Annotated in this window: 17 protein-coding genes; 13 read left to right on the top strand and 4 right to left on the bottom strand. The window is 35.1% G+C overall.

Annotation, left to right across the window (positions count from 1 at the left end; translation table 11 throughout):
* The first annotated feature begins 305 nt into the window (after positions 1-305).
* From ACH0B5_RS01975 to rbsB, 7 genes are all read left to right on the top strand, one after another.
* Complete coding sequence (locus tag ACH0B5_RS01975) at positions 306-884, top strand: hypothetical protein (protein ID WP_122970972.1); 579 nt, start codon at positions 306-308, stop codon at positions 882-884.
* 360 nt (positions 885-1244) lie between these two features.
* The gene (locus tag ACH0B5_RS01980) at positions 1245-2228 is read left to right on the top strand and encodes a LacI family DNA-binding transcriptional regulator (protein ID WP_122970973.1); all 984 of its coding nucleotides are present in this window, start codon (positions 1245-1247) and stop codon (positions 2226-2228) included.
* Positions 2229-3107 carry a ribokinase gene (gene rbsK / locus ACH0B5_RS01985; RefSeq protein WP_341362020.1) on the top strand — a complete coding sequence of 293 codons (879 nt, stop codon included), beginning with the start codon at positions 2229-2231 and terminating at the stop codon, positions 3105-3107.
* Complete coding sequence (gene rbsD / locus ACH0B5_RS01990) at positions 3104-3493, top strand: D-ribose pyranase (RefSeq protein ID WP_122970975.1); 390 nt, start codon at positions 3104-3106, stop codon at positions 3491-3493. Before rbsK ends, rbsD begins: the two co-directional genes overlap by 4 nt.
* 42 nt (positions 3494-3535) lie before the next feature.
* The gene (locus ACH0B5_RS01995; RefSeq protein ID WP_122970976.1) at positions 3536-5032 is read left to right on the top strand and encodes a sugar ABC transporter ATP-binding protein; all 1497 of its coding nucleotides are present in this window, start codon (positions 3536-3538) and stop codon (positions 5030-5032) included.
* 10 nt (positions 5033-5042) lie between these two features.
* Positions 5043-5960 carry a ribose ABC transporter permease gene (gene rbsC, locus ACH0B5_RS02000; RefSeq protein ID WP_122970995.1) on the top strand — a complete coding sequence of 306 codons (918 nt, stop codon included), beginning with the start codon at positions 5043-5045 and terminating at the stop codon, positions 5958-5960.
* Between the two features lie 13 nt (positions 5961-5973).
* A complete protein-coding gene (gene rbsB, locus ACH0B5_RS02005) occupies positions 5974-6885 on the top strand; it encodes a ribose ABC transporter substrate-binding protein RbsB (RefSeq protein ID WP_122970977.1) in 912 nt (303 codons plus the stop codon).
* Between the two features lie 59 nt (positions 6886-6944).
* Here the strand turns inward: rbsB and ACH0B5_RS02010 are convergent, their stop codons facing one another.
* Positions 6945-7367, bottom strand: coding sequence for a DoxX family protein (locus ACH0B5_RS02010; protein ID WP_341362021.1), 423 nt, complete (start codon positions 7365-7367; stop codon positions 6945-6947).
* 147 nt (positions 7368-7514) lie between these two features.
* Here ACH0B5_RS02010 and ACH0B5_RS02015 point away from each other — a divergent pair, with 147 nt between their 5' ends.
* The 3 genes from ACH0B5_RS02015 to ACH0B5_RS02025 all read left to right on the top strand — a co-directional run bounded on the left by ACH0B5_RS02015 (position 7515) and on the right by ACH0B5_RS02025 (position 10278).
* Positions 7515-8147 (top strand): HD domain-containing protein, encoded by a 633-nt coding sequence (locus ACH0B5_RS02015; RefSeq protein ID WP_341362022.1) that lies wholly within the window; start codon positions 7515-7517, stop codon positions 8145-8147.
* Positions 8148-8219: 72 nt separating this feature from the next.
* Positions 8220-8588 carry a YybH family protein gene (locus tag ACH0B5_RS02020; protein ID WP_122970980.1) on the top strand — a complete coding sequence of 123 codons (369 nt, stop codon included), beginning with the start codon at positions 8220-8222 and terminating at the stop codon, positions 8586-8588.
* A 196-nt stretch (positions 8589-8784) separates the two neighbouring features.
* Positions 8785-10278 (top strand): aldehyde dehydrogenase family protein, encoded by a 1494-nt coding sequence (locus tag ACH0B5_RS02025; RefSeq protein ID WP_406927331.1) that lies wholly within the window; start codon positions 8785-8787, stop codon positions 10276-10278.
* A gap of 108 nt (positions 10279-10386) precedes the next feature.
* On the opposite strand, the gene ACH0B5_RS02030 is transcribed toward ACH0B5_RS02025, so the two are convergent.
* The gene (locus ACH0B5_RS02030) at positions 10387-11577 is read right to left on the bottom strand and encodes a C40 family peptidase (protein WP_341362023.1); all 1191 of its coding nucleotides are present in this window, start codon (positions 11575-11577) and stop codon (positions 10387-10389) included.
* 382 nt (positions 11578-11959) lie between these two features.
* On the opposite strand from ACH0B5_RS02030, the gene ACH0B5_RS02035 reads away from it, so the two are divergent.
* Together ACH0B5_RS02035 and ACH0B5_RS02040 are read left to right on the top strand one after the other, a co-directional pair.
* Positions 11960-13855: an ABC-F family ATP-binding cassette domain-containing protein gene (locus ACH0B5_RS02035; RefSeq protein WP_341362024.1), complete on the top strand. Its 1896-nt coding sequence runs from the start codon at positions 11960-11962 to the stop codon at positions 13853-13855.
* 12 nt (positions 13856-13867) lie between these two features.
* Entirely contained in the window at positions 13868-14992 is a 1125-nt protein-coding gene (locus tag ACH0B5_RS02040) for a conserved virulence factor C family protein (RefSeq protein WP_341362025.1), read from the top strand.
* A 72-nt stretch (positions 14993-15064) separates the two neighbouring features.
* On the opposite strand, the gene ACH0B5_RS02045 is transcribed toward ACH0B5_RS02040, so the two are convergent.
* Together ACH0B5_RS02045 and ACH0B5_RS02050 are read right to left on the bottom strand one after the other, a co-directional pair.
* Complete coding sequence (locus ACH0B5_RS02045) at positions 15065-15970, bottom strand: DMT family transporter (RefSeq protein ID WP_341362026.1); 906 nt, start codon at positions 15968-15970, stop codon at positions 15065-15067.
* Between the two features lie 270 nt (positions 15971-16240).
* Positions 16241-16642, bottom strand: coding sequence for a glucosamine 6-phosphate synthetase (locus tag ACH0B5_RS02050; protein ID WP_341362027.1), 402 nt, complete (start codon positions 16640-16642; stop codon positions 16241-16243).
* A 206-nt stretch (positions 16643-16848) separates the two neighbouring features.
* Between ACH0B5_RS02050 and ACH0B5_RS02055 the strand changes: the two genes are divergently transcribed.
* Positions 16849-18921 carry a type IA DNA topoisomerase gene (locus ACH0B5_RS02055; protein ID WP_341362028.1) on the top strand — a complete coding sequence of 691 codons (2073 nt, stop codon included), beginning with the start codon at positions 16849-16851 and terminating at the stop codon, positions 18919-18921.
* Positions 18922-19012 lie beyond the last annotated feature (91 nt).

Consider the following 19012-nt stretch of genomic DNA (forward strand, 5'->3'; position numbering starts at 1 on the left):
TATAGTTTGAATTTTTACTACGCATCATCCAATAAGTAGCAATAGATTTTATATTGTCTTGAGAAGAAAGTATCCTTTTTTCTTTCCACTCCGCTTCAATCATTTTTTAATCTTTTTCTTCTGTGTAAAGTAAATGTACAAATAGAAGCCAAATAATAGAGTTATACTAATTAAAATATATAATGTTAGATCCTCACTCGTTGGAAATTTTATTCCAATATACCATGTTTTTTTAAACGAAATCTAAATTTTCATGTAACTTCCAACTAATTTTTAAGTCAAATGGTAAAAAGGGGTCCATATTGATGAAGTTTAAAATATTCATTTGTTCATTATTAGCCATTTCGTTTCTATTCAATTTAACGAGAACGTCAAGTTATGCATGTTCCTGTGTACAACCAGAGTCTCCACAAAAGGAATTAAATGGACGGGACTTTGTTTTTTCAGGAAAGGTAAAGAGTATTATGGATCCAAATGAACACGCTATTATAAAATCGTCTGCCGATTTACTAGAAATTCATCTCAAAGTGAATGAGACGTGGAAAGGGATAGATGAAACGGAAGTAATCGTCTTTACGGAGCGGGAATCAGCGAGTTGCGGTTTTTCATTTACAGCCAATGAAGACTATTTAGTATATGGTGATAATGAGAATGGAAAAAAGAAAGTAATTAGTTGTTCAAGAACAACTCCTTTAGTTGATGCATCAGCTGACATTCATGAACTAGGTGAAGGGGAAAAACCTGCAAAAATTGTAAACCTGAATGAAAACGATAGAGACGGGGGAATAACAGCCACTTCAATCATTATCGGTTTATCATTAGGTGCATTAATGATTATTTTTATAACATATTTCATTACAAATAAAAGGAAAAATTCCAAATAATATAGTGGGGAGTCATCTATAAAGGTGCTCCTCTTTTTGTATGCAACTTAAATCTCTTCAATTGTACGGATTTTTTATAAAAATATTTTTCTCATTCTAGATATCAATAAATATTGATTTTATCACGTTTATAAAGGGTTTTTTACACTATTAAAATATGACATTTTGTTGAATTTGAAATTTTAGTATAGCTTAAACGGTTCAAATGTGACATACTATAAAAAGTTTTAAATGATATTTTATATGGAATGGTTTACGATAAAATAAAAGATGGAACCGATTACATATGGTTTTTTCTTTTTATGAAATATGTAACCGATACCATATTGTGTTTTACTTTTTTGAAATGGGTGATGATGAGTGCCGACGATTAGTGATGTTGCAAAACTTGCCAAAGTATCGGTTGCGACGGTTTCTAGATTTTTAAATGACAGCGGATACGTAGGGAAAAAATCAAGAGAAGCGATAAAAAAAGCGATTCAAGAATTAGACTATGTCCCTAGTGAAGTAGCACGGTCGCTTTCAACAAAACAATCGGATATTATCGGACTTATTATTCCAGATATTAAAAATCCCTTTTTCCCCGAGTTAGCTAGAGCAGTAGAAGATACTGCCTTTGAATATGGTTATACTGTCATATTGTGTAATTCGGATGAAAATGAATTAAAGGAAAAACATTATTTTCAAACTTTGACAAATAAATATGTAGCAGGAATTATACTGACTTCTATTTTTGATCAAGGAACGAACTTTAAAAAATTAAAAATTCCAATGGTTGCTTTAGATAGACCATTAGAAATCAATATACCGACTGTTACAACGAATAATATAGAAGGTGCAAAGCTAGCTACACAATTTTTAATTGATAAAGGTGCGACTTCATTGTTATGTGTTGGCGGTCCAAAGGAAATTCGCTCTTCTAAATTACGAGTTGAAGGGTTTCAAGAAATAATTAAAGAATACCCAATTGATTCACATATTATTGAAAGTCCCTATGATTTTGAAACAGCCGAAACAATTATTTTCGATTATTTAAAACATAATCCGACTATCGATGGTATTTTTGCCTGTAGTGATGCATCAGCAATAGGTGCGTTAAAAGCGATTCATAAATTAAATTTATCCGTACCTGAAGATATTCAAATTGTAGGTTTTGATGGGATACAAATGGGGAAAGTTGTATCTCCGAGTTTAACAACGGTTGCACAAAATATTTATCAATTAGGTCAAGCTGCAGCGAAAATGTTAATTCATCAAATAGAAGGTAAACCATTGGAAAATACATCCGTATGTATTAATCCGAAGCTTATAGAGCGAGAAACAACTCGAAAGGAAAGAACGTAAATGATTACAATAATTGGTAGCATCAATATGGATATTGCTATCCAGACAACTATTTTTCCAAAACAAGGTGAAACGGTATTAGGAAATTTATTTACAACGATTCCAGGTGGAAAAGGTGCGAATCAAGCAGTGGCGGCTGCTAGACTTGGAAGTGATGTACAAATCATTGGAGCGGTAGGTAAAGATGCCTTTGGTAAAGAACTTTATATGAATTTAAAAAATGAAAATGTTCATGTTGACGGCATTCAAAAAACGGACAATTCAACGGGGATTGCCAATATATTATTGCATAACAATGATAATCGTATCATTGTCGTTCCAGGTGCCAATTTTGATGTGGATCAAAAGATGATCGATGCCAATTTGGAGTTAATTAAACAAAGTGCCTTAGTCATGTTGCAGTTAGAAATTCCTGTTGAAACGATTGAGTACGTGCTGAAAGTTTGTGAGGATTTGGCTATTCCTGTTTTATTAAACCCAGCACCTGCCGCTAATTTTAAACAAGAGTGGATCGATAAAGTTTCCTACTTAACACCGAATGAAACTGAGTGTGAAGTTATGTTTGGCGAAGATTATGAAACCGTTTTAAAACAATACCCAAATAAAATAATCGTCACGTTAGGTGGAGAAGGGGCAGCCTACTTTGATGGGAATCAAATTATTCGAATAGCTGGTTATAAAACGAAGGCCGTTGATACAACAGGCGCTGGAGATACATTTAACGGTGCCTTTGCCCATGCCATTATAGAAGGAAAATCAATTGAAGAAGCCGTACGATTTGCAAACATAACTGCATCCCTTTCAGTTGAAAAGTTTGGAGCTCAAGGTGGTATGCCTCGAATAGAGGATGTAATGATCCGTTTGGAGGAAATGAAATGAAAAGACATGGCATTTTAAATCGAGAATTAGCTGGACATTTTGCTAAATTAGGTCATACTGATCGAATTGTTATCGCCGATTGTGGATTGCCAATACCGAAAGAGGTACCGTGTATCGATTTGGCTTATAAATTAGGCGAACCAACATTCCTCTCCATTTTAGAAGTCGTTTTAGATGACTTGATTGTTGAAGCAGCGGTATTGGCGGAAGAGATTCAAAGGAATAATGAAAAGGTTGCAAAAGAAGTAGCAAGTAGCTTATCAAATATTTCCTATGTAACCCATGAAGAGTTCAAAGAGCTAACTAAAGAGGCGAAATTAATCATTCGGACAGGAGAAACAACTCCGTATGCCAATGTGATTTTACAATGTGGCGTTATTTTTTAAAGGACACAATAAAAGTTGAAAAATAAAAGTAGGTGATTTTGCATGATTGAAATGTCTGGCATTACAAAAGCATTCAGTGGAAACGTTGTTTTAAATAATGTGCAATTTGAATTAGCGGATGGCGAAATTCATGCATTGATGGGTGAAAACGGTGCTGGGAAATCAACGATGATGAAGATTTTAAGCGGTATTTATACAAAGGATGCCGGTGAAATCAAAGTAGATGGACAAGTAGTCAATTTTAAATCACCTAAAGATGCAGAAAAGCTTGGAATTATTGTTATCCATCAAGAACTAAATATGTTGCCCGATTTAACAGTGGCACAAAATTTATTTCTTGGAAAAGAATTAACATACGGGAAAACCGGTATTTTAAAAACTCGTCAAATGGAAAAAGAGGCAACTCAATTACTTTCAAAATTAGGATTGAACATAAATCCGAAAACTCGAACTGGAGACTTATCCGTTGGGAAACAACAAATTATAGAAATCGCAAAAGCAATTGCAAGTAATGCGAAAGTAATTGTCATGGATGAGCCGACTGCCGCACTAACGGATCGGGAAATTGAAACTTTATTTCAAACGATTCGTGAGTTAAAAGCGAAAGGGATTTCCTTTGTTTATATTTCCCACCGTATGGAAGAGATTTTTGCCATTTGCGATCGAATTACGATTTTACGTGATGGTCAATATGTTGGGGTTCGGAATATTCCTGAAACGAATTTTGATGAAATTGTGGCTATGATGGTAGGTCGCCAGCTTGGGGAACGCTTCCCGGTAAGAAAAAGTGTCATCGGTGATACGAAATTAGAAGTACGAAACTTAACTGTCAATGGTTTATTCCACAACCTTTCCTTCGAATTACGAAAAGGTGAAGTACTTGGTGTTGCTGGCTTAATGGGAGCTGGTCGCACAGAAGTAGCTCAAACTCTATTTGGTTATCGAAAGGCTAGTAGTGGGGATATTTTAATTGATGGAAAAAAAGTGAATATAAAGTCGCCCATCGATGCTATGAAACATGGTATCGGGTTTGTAACAGAAGATCGTAAAACACAAGGATTAGTTTTAGATTTTTCGATTAAAGAAAATATTACGCTAACAAACCTTAATAAATGTGCTTCATCAGGCATTGTCAATCAAACGAAAGAAAATTCGATGGTTGCAAAATATATCGAAGAATTAAAAATTCGAACTTCTGGTCCAGATCAAAGGGTGAAGTCTTTGAGCGGTGGGAATCAACAAAAGGTAGTACTTGCTAAATGGCTCGGTACAGAACCAGATATTTTAATATTAGATGAACCGACTCGCGGAGTAGATATCGGTGCAAGAAAAGAAATCTATCATATTATTAATCAATTAGCAGAAGCGGGAGTAGCTATTTTGATGATTTCTTCTGAATTACCGGAAGTTATCGGTATGGCGGATCGCGTTATTGTTATGCAAGAAGGAAAGTTAACTGGTGAAGTTAAGAAAGAACAAATGACACAAGAGATCATTATGCAGTACGCAACAGGAGGAGAAAAAGTTGTCCAATCATAAATCGAAAGAAATGTTATCAAAACTTGGACCACTATTCGGGTTAATTTTATTAATAATCGTCGTATCGATTTTAAATCCAAGTTTTTTATCAATCGCAAATATTTTCAACGTTTTACGTCAAGTTTCTATTAGTGCTATTATCGCATTTGGTATGACCTTCGTTATTTTGACAGGCGGTATTGATTTATCCGTTGGGTCCACATTAGCTTTAACCGGTGCAATCGCTGCAAGTCTTCTTGCAAGTGGGACAGATCCATTTTTAACAATGGGTATTGCTTTAATTATTGGTTTAATTTTAGGAGCAATTAACGGTGTTATTATAACGAAAGGGAAAGTGGCGCCATTTATTGCAACCCTTGCAACAATGACAATTTACCGTGGATTAACTTTAGTATATACAGATGGTCGACCTATTTCTGGTTTAGGGGATCATTATTCATTCCAATTATTCGGTAAAGGTTACTTTTTAGGTTTCCCTGTACCGGTAGTCACAATGGTTATTGCCTTCGTTATTTTGTATTTTATATTACAGAAAACGACTTTCGGTCGCCGTGTTTATGCAGTCGGTGGTAACGAAGAGGCTGCAAAGTTATCTGGGATTCATACAGATAAAGTGAAAATTGCAGTTTATGCTATTACTGGTTTCTTAGCTGCATTAGCTGCTTTAATCCTTACATCCCGTTTAAATTCAGCTCAACCAACAGCTGGGGAATCCTATGAATTGGATGCAATTGCTGCGGTTGTATTAGGTGGTACGAGCTTAAACGGTGGTAAAGGTTGGATTTTCGGAACATTAATTGGTGCATTAATTATCGGTGTATTAAATAATGGGATGAACTTAATCGGTGTCTCTTCCTTCTGGCAACAAGTTGTCAAAGGGATCGTTATTTTAATTGCAGTATTAATGGATCGTAAAAAAACTGTTTAGGAGTTTTCGAAACATGAAAAAGTTTAAATTATTATTTGCAACGTTAATGTTACTTGTTCTCACTGCCTGTTCCATGGAATCACCGTTTTTAGAAAATGCGGAAGAAAGTACAACAAATGAAAACTTTAAAATCGGTTTTTCGATTTCTACGTTAAATAACCCATTCTTCGTTACATTAAGCGAAGGGGCAGAGGCAAACGCAAAAGAGCAAGGGGCAGATATTTCAATCGTCGATGCCCAAGATGATGCTTCGAAACAAGCGTCTGACGTGGAAGATTTAATTCAACAAGGGGTTGATTTAATTTTAATTAATCCGGTTGACTCTTCTGCAGTAGGTTCTGCTGTTGAATCTGCCAATGCTGCTGGAATTCCAGTCATTACAGTTGACCGTTCAGCAGAAAGCGGAGAAGTTGTATCGCACATCGCTTCTGATAATGTGGCCGGTGGTGTATTAGCAGGAGAATATTTACTTGAATTAGCGGGTGAAGGGGCAAAAGTAGCGATGCTGGAAGGTACTGCCGGTTCATCGGCAGCCCGTGATCGTGGGGCAGGTTTCCTTCAAGCAGTGGAAGGGAAAGTCGATATCGTAAAAAGCTTAACGGCTAATTTTGACCGTGGAGAAGGCTTAACGGTAATGGAAAACATGCTTCAAGCAAATCCAGAAATTGAAGCAGTGTTCGCTCAAAATGATGAAATGGCATTAGGTGCATTGGAAGCAATTGAAGCTGCCGGTAAAAATATTGTTGTTATCGGTTTTGATGCAACAGATGATGCCCTTGCGAAAATTAAAGAAGGAAAACTTGCAGCGTCCGTAGCTCAAAAACCGGAAGAAATAGGTAAAGCGGCTATTAAAACTGCTGTAGCTTACTTAAATGGGGAAAAAGTAGAAGAATTTGTTCCCGTTGAATTAGAATTAGTAAAATAACAAAAACTGCAGTACCATTGTTTTTTTAGCAATGACTACTGCAGTTTTATTAATTTCCTTCAATTACGGAATTGAATTTTCCCTTTACTATTCTTTTCTTTTGTCGTAAATAGTTGATCTAAAGACATTAATTTGCTTCCGGAAAATAATAAATAAAGAGCCATTGCAATTAATGCAACATTATATTCATAGCCATCAAAGAAACCTTGTTCAAATTTCACAGTAACAATAGCTCCTACCATAATACCAATCATAAGTATAGAAACAAAACGAACTGAAAATCCGATAATTAAAAAGAATCCACCAATTAATTCAATACTAGTTACACCAAATCCCACAATTTCAGCATAAGGAATTTGATAGCCTTGAAATCTACTAATCGTTTCAGCGATTCCTTCTTGGAACTTCGTCAAACCGTGTAGAAGAAAAATACCTCCTAGCACAATTCTTAAAAACAATCCACCAACCTCATTTTTGTACATATTTTTTCCCCTCTCGTAATCTTCTTTGTATTATCTTATTGTGGCTAGTCCCAATATAATACTGATTAAGGGAAATAGTTCTTCATTTAGTTGAAATCATTTCTATATATATAGTAGTTTCATCCATTATAATAATGGGAAGAGGAGATGATTTTTGTGTTAAAGGAACTAAAAGTTGCGGTTCAAGAGATTTATGACCAATTTGATGCTAGTCATGATTTTCAGCATATCGAGCGGGTTTTACAAAATGCCGAGGCAATCCTTGCAACGGAGCCTGATGCTGATGGGGAGATTGTTCGAATTGCCGTCTTATTACATGACGTGAGTGATAAAAAATATAGCGATAGTAAAGAAACTGAAGAAAAACTTTTAAACCTTTTAAATCTGTCTGAAGAAAAGAAACAACATATAAAAGATATTATTGAAAGTGTTTCGTTTAATGGTGGAAATGAAGTAGAAGCAAAGACAATTGAAGCAAAAATTGTGAGAGATGCGGACCGTTTAGATGCCATAGGAGCAGTAGGTATTGCACGTACGTTTGCCTATGGTGGAGCAAAGGGGCGGAAATTATATGACGACGCAGAAGAAGTGAGGGTGCAAATGACGGAAGAGGAATACCATTCTAAAAATACGGCTTCCGTAACCCATTTCTATGAAAAACTATTACTTCTAAAAGACTTAATGACAACGGAGAAAGGGAAGCAAATGGCACAGGATCGCCATGCCTTTATGGAAGGATTTTTAGAACAGTTGAAGAAGGAAAGGGCAGGAAAAGCTTAATAGCAAACTTCTTCTATTATAAAAGTAGTTTTAAGTTTACAATTTTAAAATTACGAAGGAGAAATGGATTCAATGAGTGCTATGAATGCATTGGAGCAGTATATTACCGCAACAAATACCCATGATTTTGAAAATGTTAAACCATTACTACACCCTAAAGCTATTTATTGGTTCTCTGATAAAACTTGTACCACATTAGAAGAAATTCAACATTATTTTGAAGATGCATGGAATACAATAAAAGAAGAAAAATACGCTGCTTCCAATATACAATGGTTAGTAGTTGAGGAAAATACGGCAACATGTATTTACAATTTCAACTATGAAGGACAATTTAATGGAAGTTTTATAACTGGAAGTGGACGTGCGACCAATGTGTTCGTAAAAGATCATGAGCAACATTGGAAGTTAGTTCATGAACATTTAAGTAGTATAAAATAAATTAAATTATATTCGGATTATGAAAAATGCTGATGGAGATTTCCATCAGCATTTTTTGATGCAATTGATAATGAAGCTTTTCGGAATCAATTTTTATAAAAATCTATTAAAAATAATGATAATACTATTATAGTCAACATAGACTTTAGATAGTGCCATGATGGAAACAGAAACTATTTAGATGGGAGAGAATAATATGTCAACAGTAGTTCAGTTAAATTCAAAGGCTGCACAGTTTATTTCGAAGCCGTTAAAAATGTTCATTGGTGGGGAATGGATAGAGGCACAGTCAGGGAAAAGAATAGAAGTGCGAAATCCGGCAGATGGTTCCTTAATCACAACTGTTCCAGAGGCGGATAAACAAGATGTTGACTTAGCAGTTGCTGCTGCTAGAAAGGCATTTGAAACAGGTCCATGGCCTGCAACGAAGCCAAATGAACGGGCAAAGCTTCTTTTAAAGTTAGCCGATTTGATTGAAGAAAATGGAGAAGAAATTGCTCATTTAGATACATTGGATTATGGTCAACCATTATCAACGACGTTAAATTTTGCTAGAGCAGCAGCGGATAATTTCCGTTACTATGCAGGATGGACGACCCGTTTAAATGGTGAAACGATACCATCAAGTCAACCGGGTAATATATTCAACTATACACGTCGTGAACCGTTAGGGGTATGTGGTGCAATAGTTCCATGGAACGCTCCATTTATGAATGCGATGATGAAATTATCAGCTCCTTTAGCTGTAGGGAATACAGTTGTCATTAAACCATCTGAAGAAACACCGCTCAGTTTATTAAGGGTAGGGGAATTAATTCAAGAGGCAGGCTTCCCTAATGGTGTTGTGAATATCGTAACAGGTTATGGTCCAACGGCAGGAGAAGCAATTGCCACACATCTTGATGTAGATAAAGTTGCGTTTACAGGCTCTACTGCAGTAGGTAAAAAAATACTTCAAAATAGTGCGACGAACATTAAAAAAGTTACTCTGGAATTAGGTGGCAAATCTGCTCATATCATTTTTGCAGATGCAGATTATGAATTAGCTTTACAAAATGCTGCTAATGCAGTGTTCTGGAATACTGGACAAGTATGTTTTGCAGGTTCGCGACTATTTATTGAAGATAAAATTTATGATAAGTTTTTAACCGATTTAGCAGATTACTCTAAGAAATACAAAGTAGGAAATGGTTTTGATCCAACAACTGTCATTGGACCTGTTATTTCAGCGAAACAAAAAGAACGGGTTTTAAATTATATTGATATTGGCCAACAAGAAGGGGCTGAACTAATTGTTGGTGGGGAAGTTAAAGAAGGCGCGTTAGCCAAAGGTCACTTTGTACGTCCAACTGTGTTGGCAAATGTCAATAATACAATGACTGTTGCACGGGAAGAAATTTTCGGTCCGGTCGTATCAGGAATTCCATTTAAAGATACGGAGGAAGTAATCCATTTAGCAAATGATACAGACTATGGATTAGGTGGGGGGATATGTACGACAAACTTAAGTAAGGCGCATAAAGTAGCCCACGCTCTGAAAACGGGAAATGTTTGGATTAATACGTACAACATTACAGAGCCAGGTTCACCATTTGGCGGATATAAACAAAGTGGATTAGGTCGAGAGAATGGTTTTGCCTCTATTGATGCCTATACAGAAATTAAAAACATTTGGGTGAATATCGATTAATTAAAAGAAATAAACTTTTAGCGGCAAATAGTAAATAGGGGACTATTTGTAGATAAATAAAAATAGCCTTCTAAATGATCATTTAGAAGGCTAATAACTATAAGTGAATTAAACTCGTCCGAAACCTACTAAGTATGGTTTCCACCAAGCTGCGTTGATTGATTCGATTTTTACACCACGATTTTGAGCATTTAACATTTGGCCATTTCCTAAGTAAATACCAACGTGGGCAATACCAGAACCATAGCTAAAGAATACTAAATCTCCTGCAGTAGCTTCACTTTGGCTAATGCGAGTTGTTGCTAAATATTGTGCTCCAGAAGATCTTGGTAAGCTAATACCTGCTTGTTTGTATGACCAATAGATAAGACCTGAGCAATCAAATCCAGTAGATGGGCTGCTTCCGCCATATACATAAGACATACCGATGTATTTTTTCGCTTCAGCGATAGCTCCTGAAAGACCAGATGCAACTGGTTTAGAAGATTCTGTAGCTTTTTGTTTTGTTTCTGTTTTCGCTTTAGTCTCTGTCGTACTGTTCGTTCCTTGACTTTCAGTATTTGCAGAGTTTTGTGTTCCTTGACCTTGAGCATTTGCTACAAAGGAAGTGTTTTGTAATTGACGTAAAGCTAACGCTTCTTGTTCTGCTTGACGTTGTTCAGCTTCTAAACGTTCTTTTTCCTTTTGATCAGCGATCTCTAATTTTAAACGTAAAGATTCAGCTTTATTTTCAGCAATAATTGTATCTAATTCAGCTTCTTGTTCTTGTAATTGTTGGAATTGAACGCGTTGTTGTTCTTCTACTTTTTTAAGTTCTTCTTTTTGATCAGCTAATTTTTTATTATCTGCTTCATGTTGAGCAATTAATTGTTGGTCAGCGTCTACAATTGTTTTAACAGAAGATACGCGGTCAACTAAATCTGCAATACTATCAGAACTAAAAATTACTTCAATATACGTATCTAAAACGGAATCTTGGTTTTGATACGCTACTAAACGGTCAGAAATAATTGTTGAACGTTCTTCGATTCGTTTTTGTGTTTCTTCGATTGAAGCATTAATTTCTGCAATTTTTTTAGTTGTTGCATTAAATTCTTCCGATTTAACGGCTAAAGTTTTTTGTAAAGATGCAATTTGATCATTTAATTGTTGTATTTTTTGATCAACACTCGCTTTTTCAGCTTCTAATTGTTGAACTGTTTCAGCATGAGCGTTGATTGATGTCATTGTGAAAGTAGATCCGAATGTTATTAAAGCACTTAAAGTAAGCACTCCACCCATTTTCGAGTGAATTTTCATTACTTCCAGCTCCTTTATCCATATTTAATTTTTATGAAATGTACCTTTATTTTCTAATTTAATCTAGTTATAACTTTAACAATTAGCGTACTGTCACTCAAGGTCATTTATATTTCATTTACTTTTCTTTTGTGTAACTTGAATATTACATTTGTTACATATTATTTAGAAATATTATAATTTCTCCATTTTATTTATACATATATAGGTAGTAGTTTTATAGTTCAACGTGTCATTGGGAAACCGTAAGCAATGCAATTCAATAGAAAATCCATTATAATGAAACAATAACTATATAGTCTAAAAGGTTGACCTATAAAATTGCTTAATAAAATGGAATTTTACAATATTCATTTGTAAAAAACAGAAGAGAAGGAATAATATGAGTCATTTAATTGTATCGAATTTAACAAAAACAGTAGGCGATAAGACGTTATTTAAAAATATCGAATTTACCATTTATGAAGGGGAACGTGCCGGATTAATTGGAATTAATGGGACGGGAAAGTCAACACTTTTATCTATTCTCGCTGGTGAACAAGAGGCAGATGTGATTGAACTAGACCATCCCAATAAGTATCGGATTGCCTATTTACCTCAAGAGCCCCAATTTCAAGAAGGGGAAACGGTATTACAAGCTGTATTCTCTGGTGATTCCCCTATTTTACAATTAAATAGAGAATATGAAGATACGGTCTCTTTACTATCTGAGAATCCTCAATCAGAAGAACTTCAAAATAAGTTGTTCCGATTGCAACAGCAAATGGATAGTGAGAAAGCATGGGATGTTAATGCTCTAGCAAAACAAGCATTAACAAAACTTGGAATTGATATGTATGACCAACAAGTTACAAAACTTTCTGGCGGTCAACAAAAACGTGTTGCATTAGCAAAAGTATTAATTGAACCGGCCGATTTATATTTATTAGATGAGCCGACGAACCATTTAGATGTTCAATCGACGGAATGGTTACAAGAAATGGTGTTACGTCTTAAAGGAGCAGTCATTTTCATTACCCATGATCGTTACTTTTTAGATGAAATTTCTACCCATATTTATGAATTGGCGAATCAAACATTGTTTCGCCATACGGGGAATTACGCAGATTATTTAGAAGCCCGTGCTATTCGCGAGGAAATGCATGCAGCAAGTCAAGAAAAATTACGAAACCGATATCGTTCCGAGTTAAAGTGGATTCGCCGGGGTGCTAAGGCTCGAACAACAAAACAAAAGGCGAGAATTCAACGCTTTGATGAATTGGATTCGAAAATTGAACGGGGATCAAATGATGCGAATTTAGAATTATCCCTTGCGACAACCCGCCTTGGAAAAAAAGTAATCGAGGGTGAAAAATTATCAAAGGCTTTCGGTAATAAAATCATTTTAAAGGACTTTGATTTTTTATTACAATCAGGTGACCGTATCGGTATTATCGGTGCGAACGGATATGGAAAATCGACTTTGCTAAATATTTTAGCTGGAGAACTTGAACCAGATAGTGGAGAAGTAATTGTTGGTTCTACGGTTAAAAGAGTTCATTTTAAACAAGTATTACCTAGCATGAATGAAAATCAACGAATGATTGAATATATTCGGGAAGCTTCCAATGACATAACAGATGCAGAAGGGGTAAGATATTCTGCTGCTCAAATGCTTGAAAGATTTTTATTCCCACTACATACCCACGGTACACCAATTGGAAAATTATCTGGTGGGGAGCGAAAAAGACTTCATTTATTACGCTTACTTATGGAACAACCAAATGTTTTACTACTTGACGAACCGACAAATGATTTAGATATTGAAACGTTAGGTGTGTTAGAAGATTTTATTGAACATTTTCCAGGTGTTGTCATTACGATTTCCCATGACCGCTTTTTCCTTGACCGAATAGCTAAAAAACTTTGGGTTCTCAACGGCCAAGGGAATGTTGAAGTAAATCTTGACATCTATAGTGATTATTTGGAAAAACAAGCATTGGCACAAAAAGTAGAAGCAAAAGAGTTAAAAGAAGTGAAAGAGGAAAAGCCTAAGCAACAAAAAGTCAAAAGTGAAAAGAAAAAACTTTCTTTTAAAGAGCAAAAGGAATGGGAAACTATTTCAGATGATATCGCTAAAGTGGAGGAACAAATCCTTCAGACAGAAGAGGATATTTCGAATGCTGGCGCTGACTATACAAAGTTGCAGCAACTTACAGAAGCACTTGATGAGTTAAATAAAGAATATGAACGTTTAATTGAAAGATGGACTTACTTAGACGACATAGTAAATGGATAGGAGAGATCATATATGAAAATTGTAACAATTGAACCAACACCAAGCCCCAATTCAATGAAAGTTATTGTAGATGAAGAACTACCCTTTGGTAAAAGCTATAATTACACAAAAGAAAACGTTAGTGATGCTCCTGAAGCGATTCGTTCGATTTTAGCAATTGAAGGTGTAAAAGGTGTCTACCATGTAGCCGATTTTTTAGCGGTCGAACGTAACGCAAAATATAATTGGGAATCTATCTTATCTGGTGTCCGGGTAGCATTAGGTGAAAAAGGTGAAGCAACGCAACAAGAAGTGCAAGCTGCCGATCATTTTGGTGAAGTATTTGTCCATGTTCAAATGTTTAGAGGACTACCCCTTCAAGTAAAAGTGTTTGATTCTTCATCAGAACATCGAGTTTCTACCGGTGACCGATTTGTACAAGCGTTCCAATCGATTGAAGTAGATAAATTTGATGATAACTATATTTTAGAAAGAAAATGGGTAGATTTCGGAGTACGTTACGGTGACAAAGAAGACATTGCTAATCAAATTGTAGAAGAAATTTATGCGACATATCCAGAAGAGCGTATTGCTCAAATTGTTGATGCCGCAAGTAAGAAAAATACCGTTACATTAGAACGGGAAAAAGTAACGTTGGAACAGTTTATCGCAGCTAGTGATTGGCAAAAACGTTATCAATTATTAGATCAAATGCCAGATCCGGAAGTAGAGGATTTACCCCTTCTAGAAAAAGCATTAGAAGATGACCAAATGTCCATTCGGCGGCTAGCAACGGTTTATCTAGGAATGATTGAAGATGTGGCGGTTGTACCATATTTAAGTCGTGCTTTAAAGGATAAAAGTTCTTCTGTTCGCCGTACAGCTGGGGATTGTATGAGTGATTTAGGCTTTTCTGAGTTTGAACCATTCATGATTGAAGCGTTAAAAGATCGAAACAAACTTGTACGTTGGCGCGCGGCCATGTTTCTATTTGAAACAGGTACAGAACAATGTTTACCTGCACTGCATGAAGCTGAAAATGATCCGGAATTCGAAGTGAAACTCCAAGTGAAAATGGCCATTGCGCGTATCGAGCAAGGGGAAGAAGCAAAAGGTTCTGTTTGGAAGCAAATGACAGAAAGAAATGTAACTGAATAATATGAAAGACCGCTTGATGAATCCATCAAGCGGTTTTTAAATGGTTAAATTAGATGCTATAAAACTATACCTTTACGAAGTACTTGCTTGTTTTTCTTCAGAAGGATTTGTTTCGATTGTCGTTGTTGGTTTAAATATGATATATAAAATGCTTCCAAAAATTAATATAATCCCAAAGGTTTGTAATAATGAAGGGATAAATGATAAAACGAGTACATCAAGTAAAATAGCCACTACAGGATCGACAAAGGTTAAGACCGATACGACCATTGTAGGTAAATTTCGTATACTATCAAAAAACAAATAATAAACAAAACCGGTGTGGATAATTCCTGTTCCGAGAATGTATAGCCAATTTGAAACGGTTAGCCCATTAAAAACTGTGAAATCACAGAGGGGCAGAAGTATAACAATTCCGACAGTTGTCTGAATGTATGTCATCGAATAGGCTGATAAATTGTGAATCGTTTTACTTGTAAGCATTGTAAGTGCATAACAAATAGCAGATAACAATGCCCAAACAAAGCCAGAATTCATCAATGAATTTATTGATTGGAAATTATCTATTCCAACTATCAAAATACTACCGATAAAGCAGACGACAGTCGCGAGTATAGCTTTTACGGTCATCCGTTCCTTTAAAAATATTGTTCCAAGAATAAGGACTATTATTGGAGCTAAATTGTAAATAGAAATGGTTATAGAAATTGACATTTCGTTAAATGCTTTAAATAAAAATACCCAGTTTAATACTAGAAATATCCCACAAAGACACGTTTGGAGTACTTCTCTTTTATTCCATTGTTCCGTTTTATGACCACCGGTAAAGTACCATAAAATACTTAAAAATAGTGTGGCACAAATACAACGGATGAAAACGAGTTCTACTGCTGGAATACCAGTATTAATCGTAAAAAAACCGATAGAGCCAAAGATGGCCATGGCAATTGCCAGTTTAATGGCTGCACCTATATTCATTTTAATCCCTACTTTCACCCTCAATCATTAACCACTATAGCAAAATACCATAAAAAGATAATATAATTTCAAATTTTTTTGATTATTCTTTTAAAAAATAGAAAAGTCTATGGTTATAGGGGAAATGGTATAAAAATACTGGATGGTTGTAAGTGGCAAAGTTTTTGAGTGTAGAATTGGAGAGTAAAAATATTATGATATAAAAAGATTAGGATTAAGTTTGCTGATGAAAACTTAATCCTTTTCGTTACTTATGTAAGTTATTTTTTGTTATTGAATTGCCATGTGCTGGATAAAGTCATCACGGATCTTTTCGGATTGTTGTTCGCCATCTAAAAGAAGAACGCCGATTTGATAGTCCTTTTGATCATCTTCAACTACGTATTGTAGGTTGACTTCGGATAATTTACCTTCTACATCACAAGATCCTTTATATTCTACGACATGTTGATTTCGTTGGGTTTTAAAATAAACCCATTTTCCTTCTTTACAATGATTAGAAAAAGCTTGGTCAAATGTTTGATTACTAGTTTCGTTAATCGTTTTTTCTTTAATGTACGTAATGTACTCATTATCGGTAATTTCTTCCTGCGGTCCGTAAAAATACCAAAAGATTGCGATGATGAGAATTGGTACGATCCATAAAATGGTACGTTTCGAAACATTTTGCAAAACTATCCCCCCTATTGATGTAAAAATATTATAGCAATCTATGTATACTATTTCTATAAAATGTTGAAATCTTCTACTTCGAGCACTTAGTATATTATTTTGTATAAAATAAATTTAAGTTTTAAATAGTTATTTCGTTAAATGAAAGATTTTAAAAATATAGGATTCTACTTTATACTAATCATTAAGAAGGGGGTATTCTGTCAATGACAAAAGCATTATTAATCGCAGAAAAACCGTCTCTTATGCGTGATATACAAAAAGTATATAAAAAGTTGCAGCTGCCTTTCGAAATCGACTTTGCATCCTTTGTCGGTCACGTAGTGGAATTGAAAGAACCTCATGAATATAAACCGGAATGGAAAAAGTGGGATTTAAATGTTTTGCCAATGATACCAGAACGATATGAATTTCGCGTGAAAAAATCAGCTTATAAAGTATATAAAGAGATTGAACAATTATTAAAAACGAATCATTATGACTTTATTATTAATGCATGCGATGCCGGTATGGAAGGAGAAAACATTTTTTATTCCTTCTATAAAAAAGTTGGTTGCAAGCTTCCGGTGAAACGGTTTTGGACGTCCCAAACGACAGATGGAGCTATCCAAAAAGCGTTGTTACATCTAATCGACGAACAAGATGGACTGATTCGTAACTTACGAAATGCCGCCATGTATCGCTCCATTTTTGACTGGTTAATTGGTTTAAACTTAACGAGGGCGGCTACTGTAAAAGGTGGAAGGGTCATTAAAATTGGGCGGGTGATGACACCGACTCTAGCGATTGTCGTTAAAAGAGAACTAGAAATTCAACAATTTCAACCGGAACCTTACTTTCAAATTGAAATTGAATTAGGGCAATTTAAAGCTCTATGGTTTAATCCGGATAAAAATGAAAATAAATTGAAATCAAAAATAGAGGCGGAACAAATTCTTTCTAACATTGGATCAACAGTAATTGTTCGTGATATGAAAACTGAACGAAAAATAATGACTGCTCCGCCACTCCATTCACTATTAGAGTTGCAAAAGGAAGCGAATAAGTTCTTTGGATTTACTTCATCGGAAACATTAAAAATTGCGCAAAGTTTATATGAAAAGAAACTGATTACATATCCTAGGACCGAGTCAAAACATTTACCAACAGCTTTTGCTCAAAATATTCAAACGAACTTACAATCCTTAAGGTCATTAGAGGAATATGAAGCAATTGTTCAACAAATTGTACAAAATCCAGGGCAAATGCAAAAAACGATCCGTTCTAAAAAATATGTTGACGATAAAAAGTTAACAGACCACCATGCGATTACAGTAACAGAAGTACCGATTGGAAAGAAAAAACTCTCTCCATCAGAGTTAAAGATTTATCATCTTATTGCGAGAAGATTATTGGCAATCTTTTTGCCCCCATATGTAATCGATAAATCGGAAATCCTTTTACAGTCTGAGGAAAACTTCTTTAAAGCAAACGGTAATGTAGTCATTGATAAAGGATATACGATTCTTTATGAAGTATTTAAAAAGAAGCAGGAGGAGCCTCTACCAACACTACGAATTAATGAAGAAATAAGGATTTTTGAGAAAAAATTATTGTCTAAAATGACAGAACCACCCGCTCGATATACGGATAGTACCTTATTAGATGCGATGTTTCACGCAGGTAGATTTATTGAAGATAAGGAACTGCAAAGAATATTAAAGGATGCAGAAGGAATTGGAACTTCAGCAACGCGGGCGGAAATCATTGAAAAGCTCATTTCTATTGGAATGATTGCAAGAAATGGGAAATCCTTTATGGCTACTCAATTTGGAATTGATGTGATTACGAGTATTGGGGAGCATGATATCGTTTCACCGGAATTAACAGCGATATGGAGTAAAAAACTGAAAGATATTGTTGATGGTCAACTTAGCTCAAGCCAGTTTTACAAAGAAATGTTGCAATACGTAAAAAATACGACCCAAGGTTTTATTAATTTAAATATGAATGTTGCAGAAAAAACCATTGAGGTGGTAGGGAACTGTATTCAATGTGGCAGTCCAGTAGTCGAAGGTTTTAAAGGGTATAGTTGCACGAAGAAAGGGTGTAAATTTTTCATCAGTAAATCGATTATGAAGGGGAAAATTACTCCTGTCGATGCGAAAAAATTATTAAGTGGTAAGGAAACAAGGGAAATCCGATTTACTTGGAAAAGTGGTAAAAAGGGGAAAGCCCGATTAAAACTAAATGGCGAAAAATTAGAATTTGTTTTTAGCGCGCCATCCCGAACTAAATAAAAATTGAATGAAATATTTCCTCTCTAAGTTAAGAAATTACACATGAATGTAATGATTTCTTTAACGATGAAGAGGTTTTATTTTTGAAAAA

It is taken from the genome of Ureibacillus sp. 179-F W5.1 NHS (genome assembly GCF_045369345.1).
Classification (GTDB): domain Bacteria; phylum Bacillota; class Bacilli; order Bacillales_A; family Planococcaceae; genus Ureibacillus; species Ureibacillus halotolerans.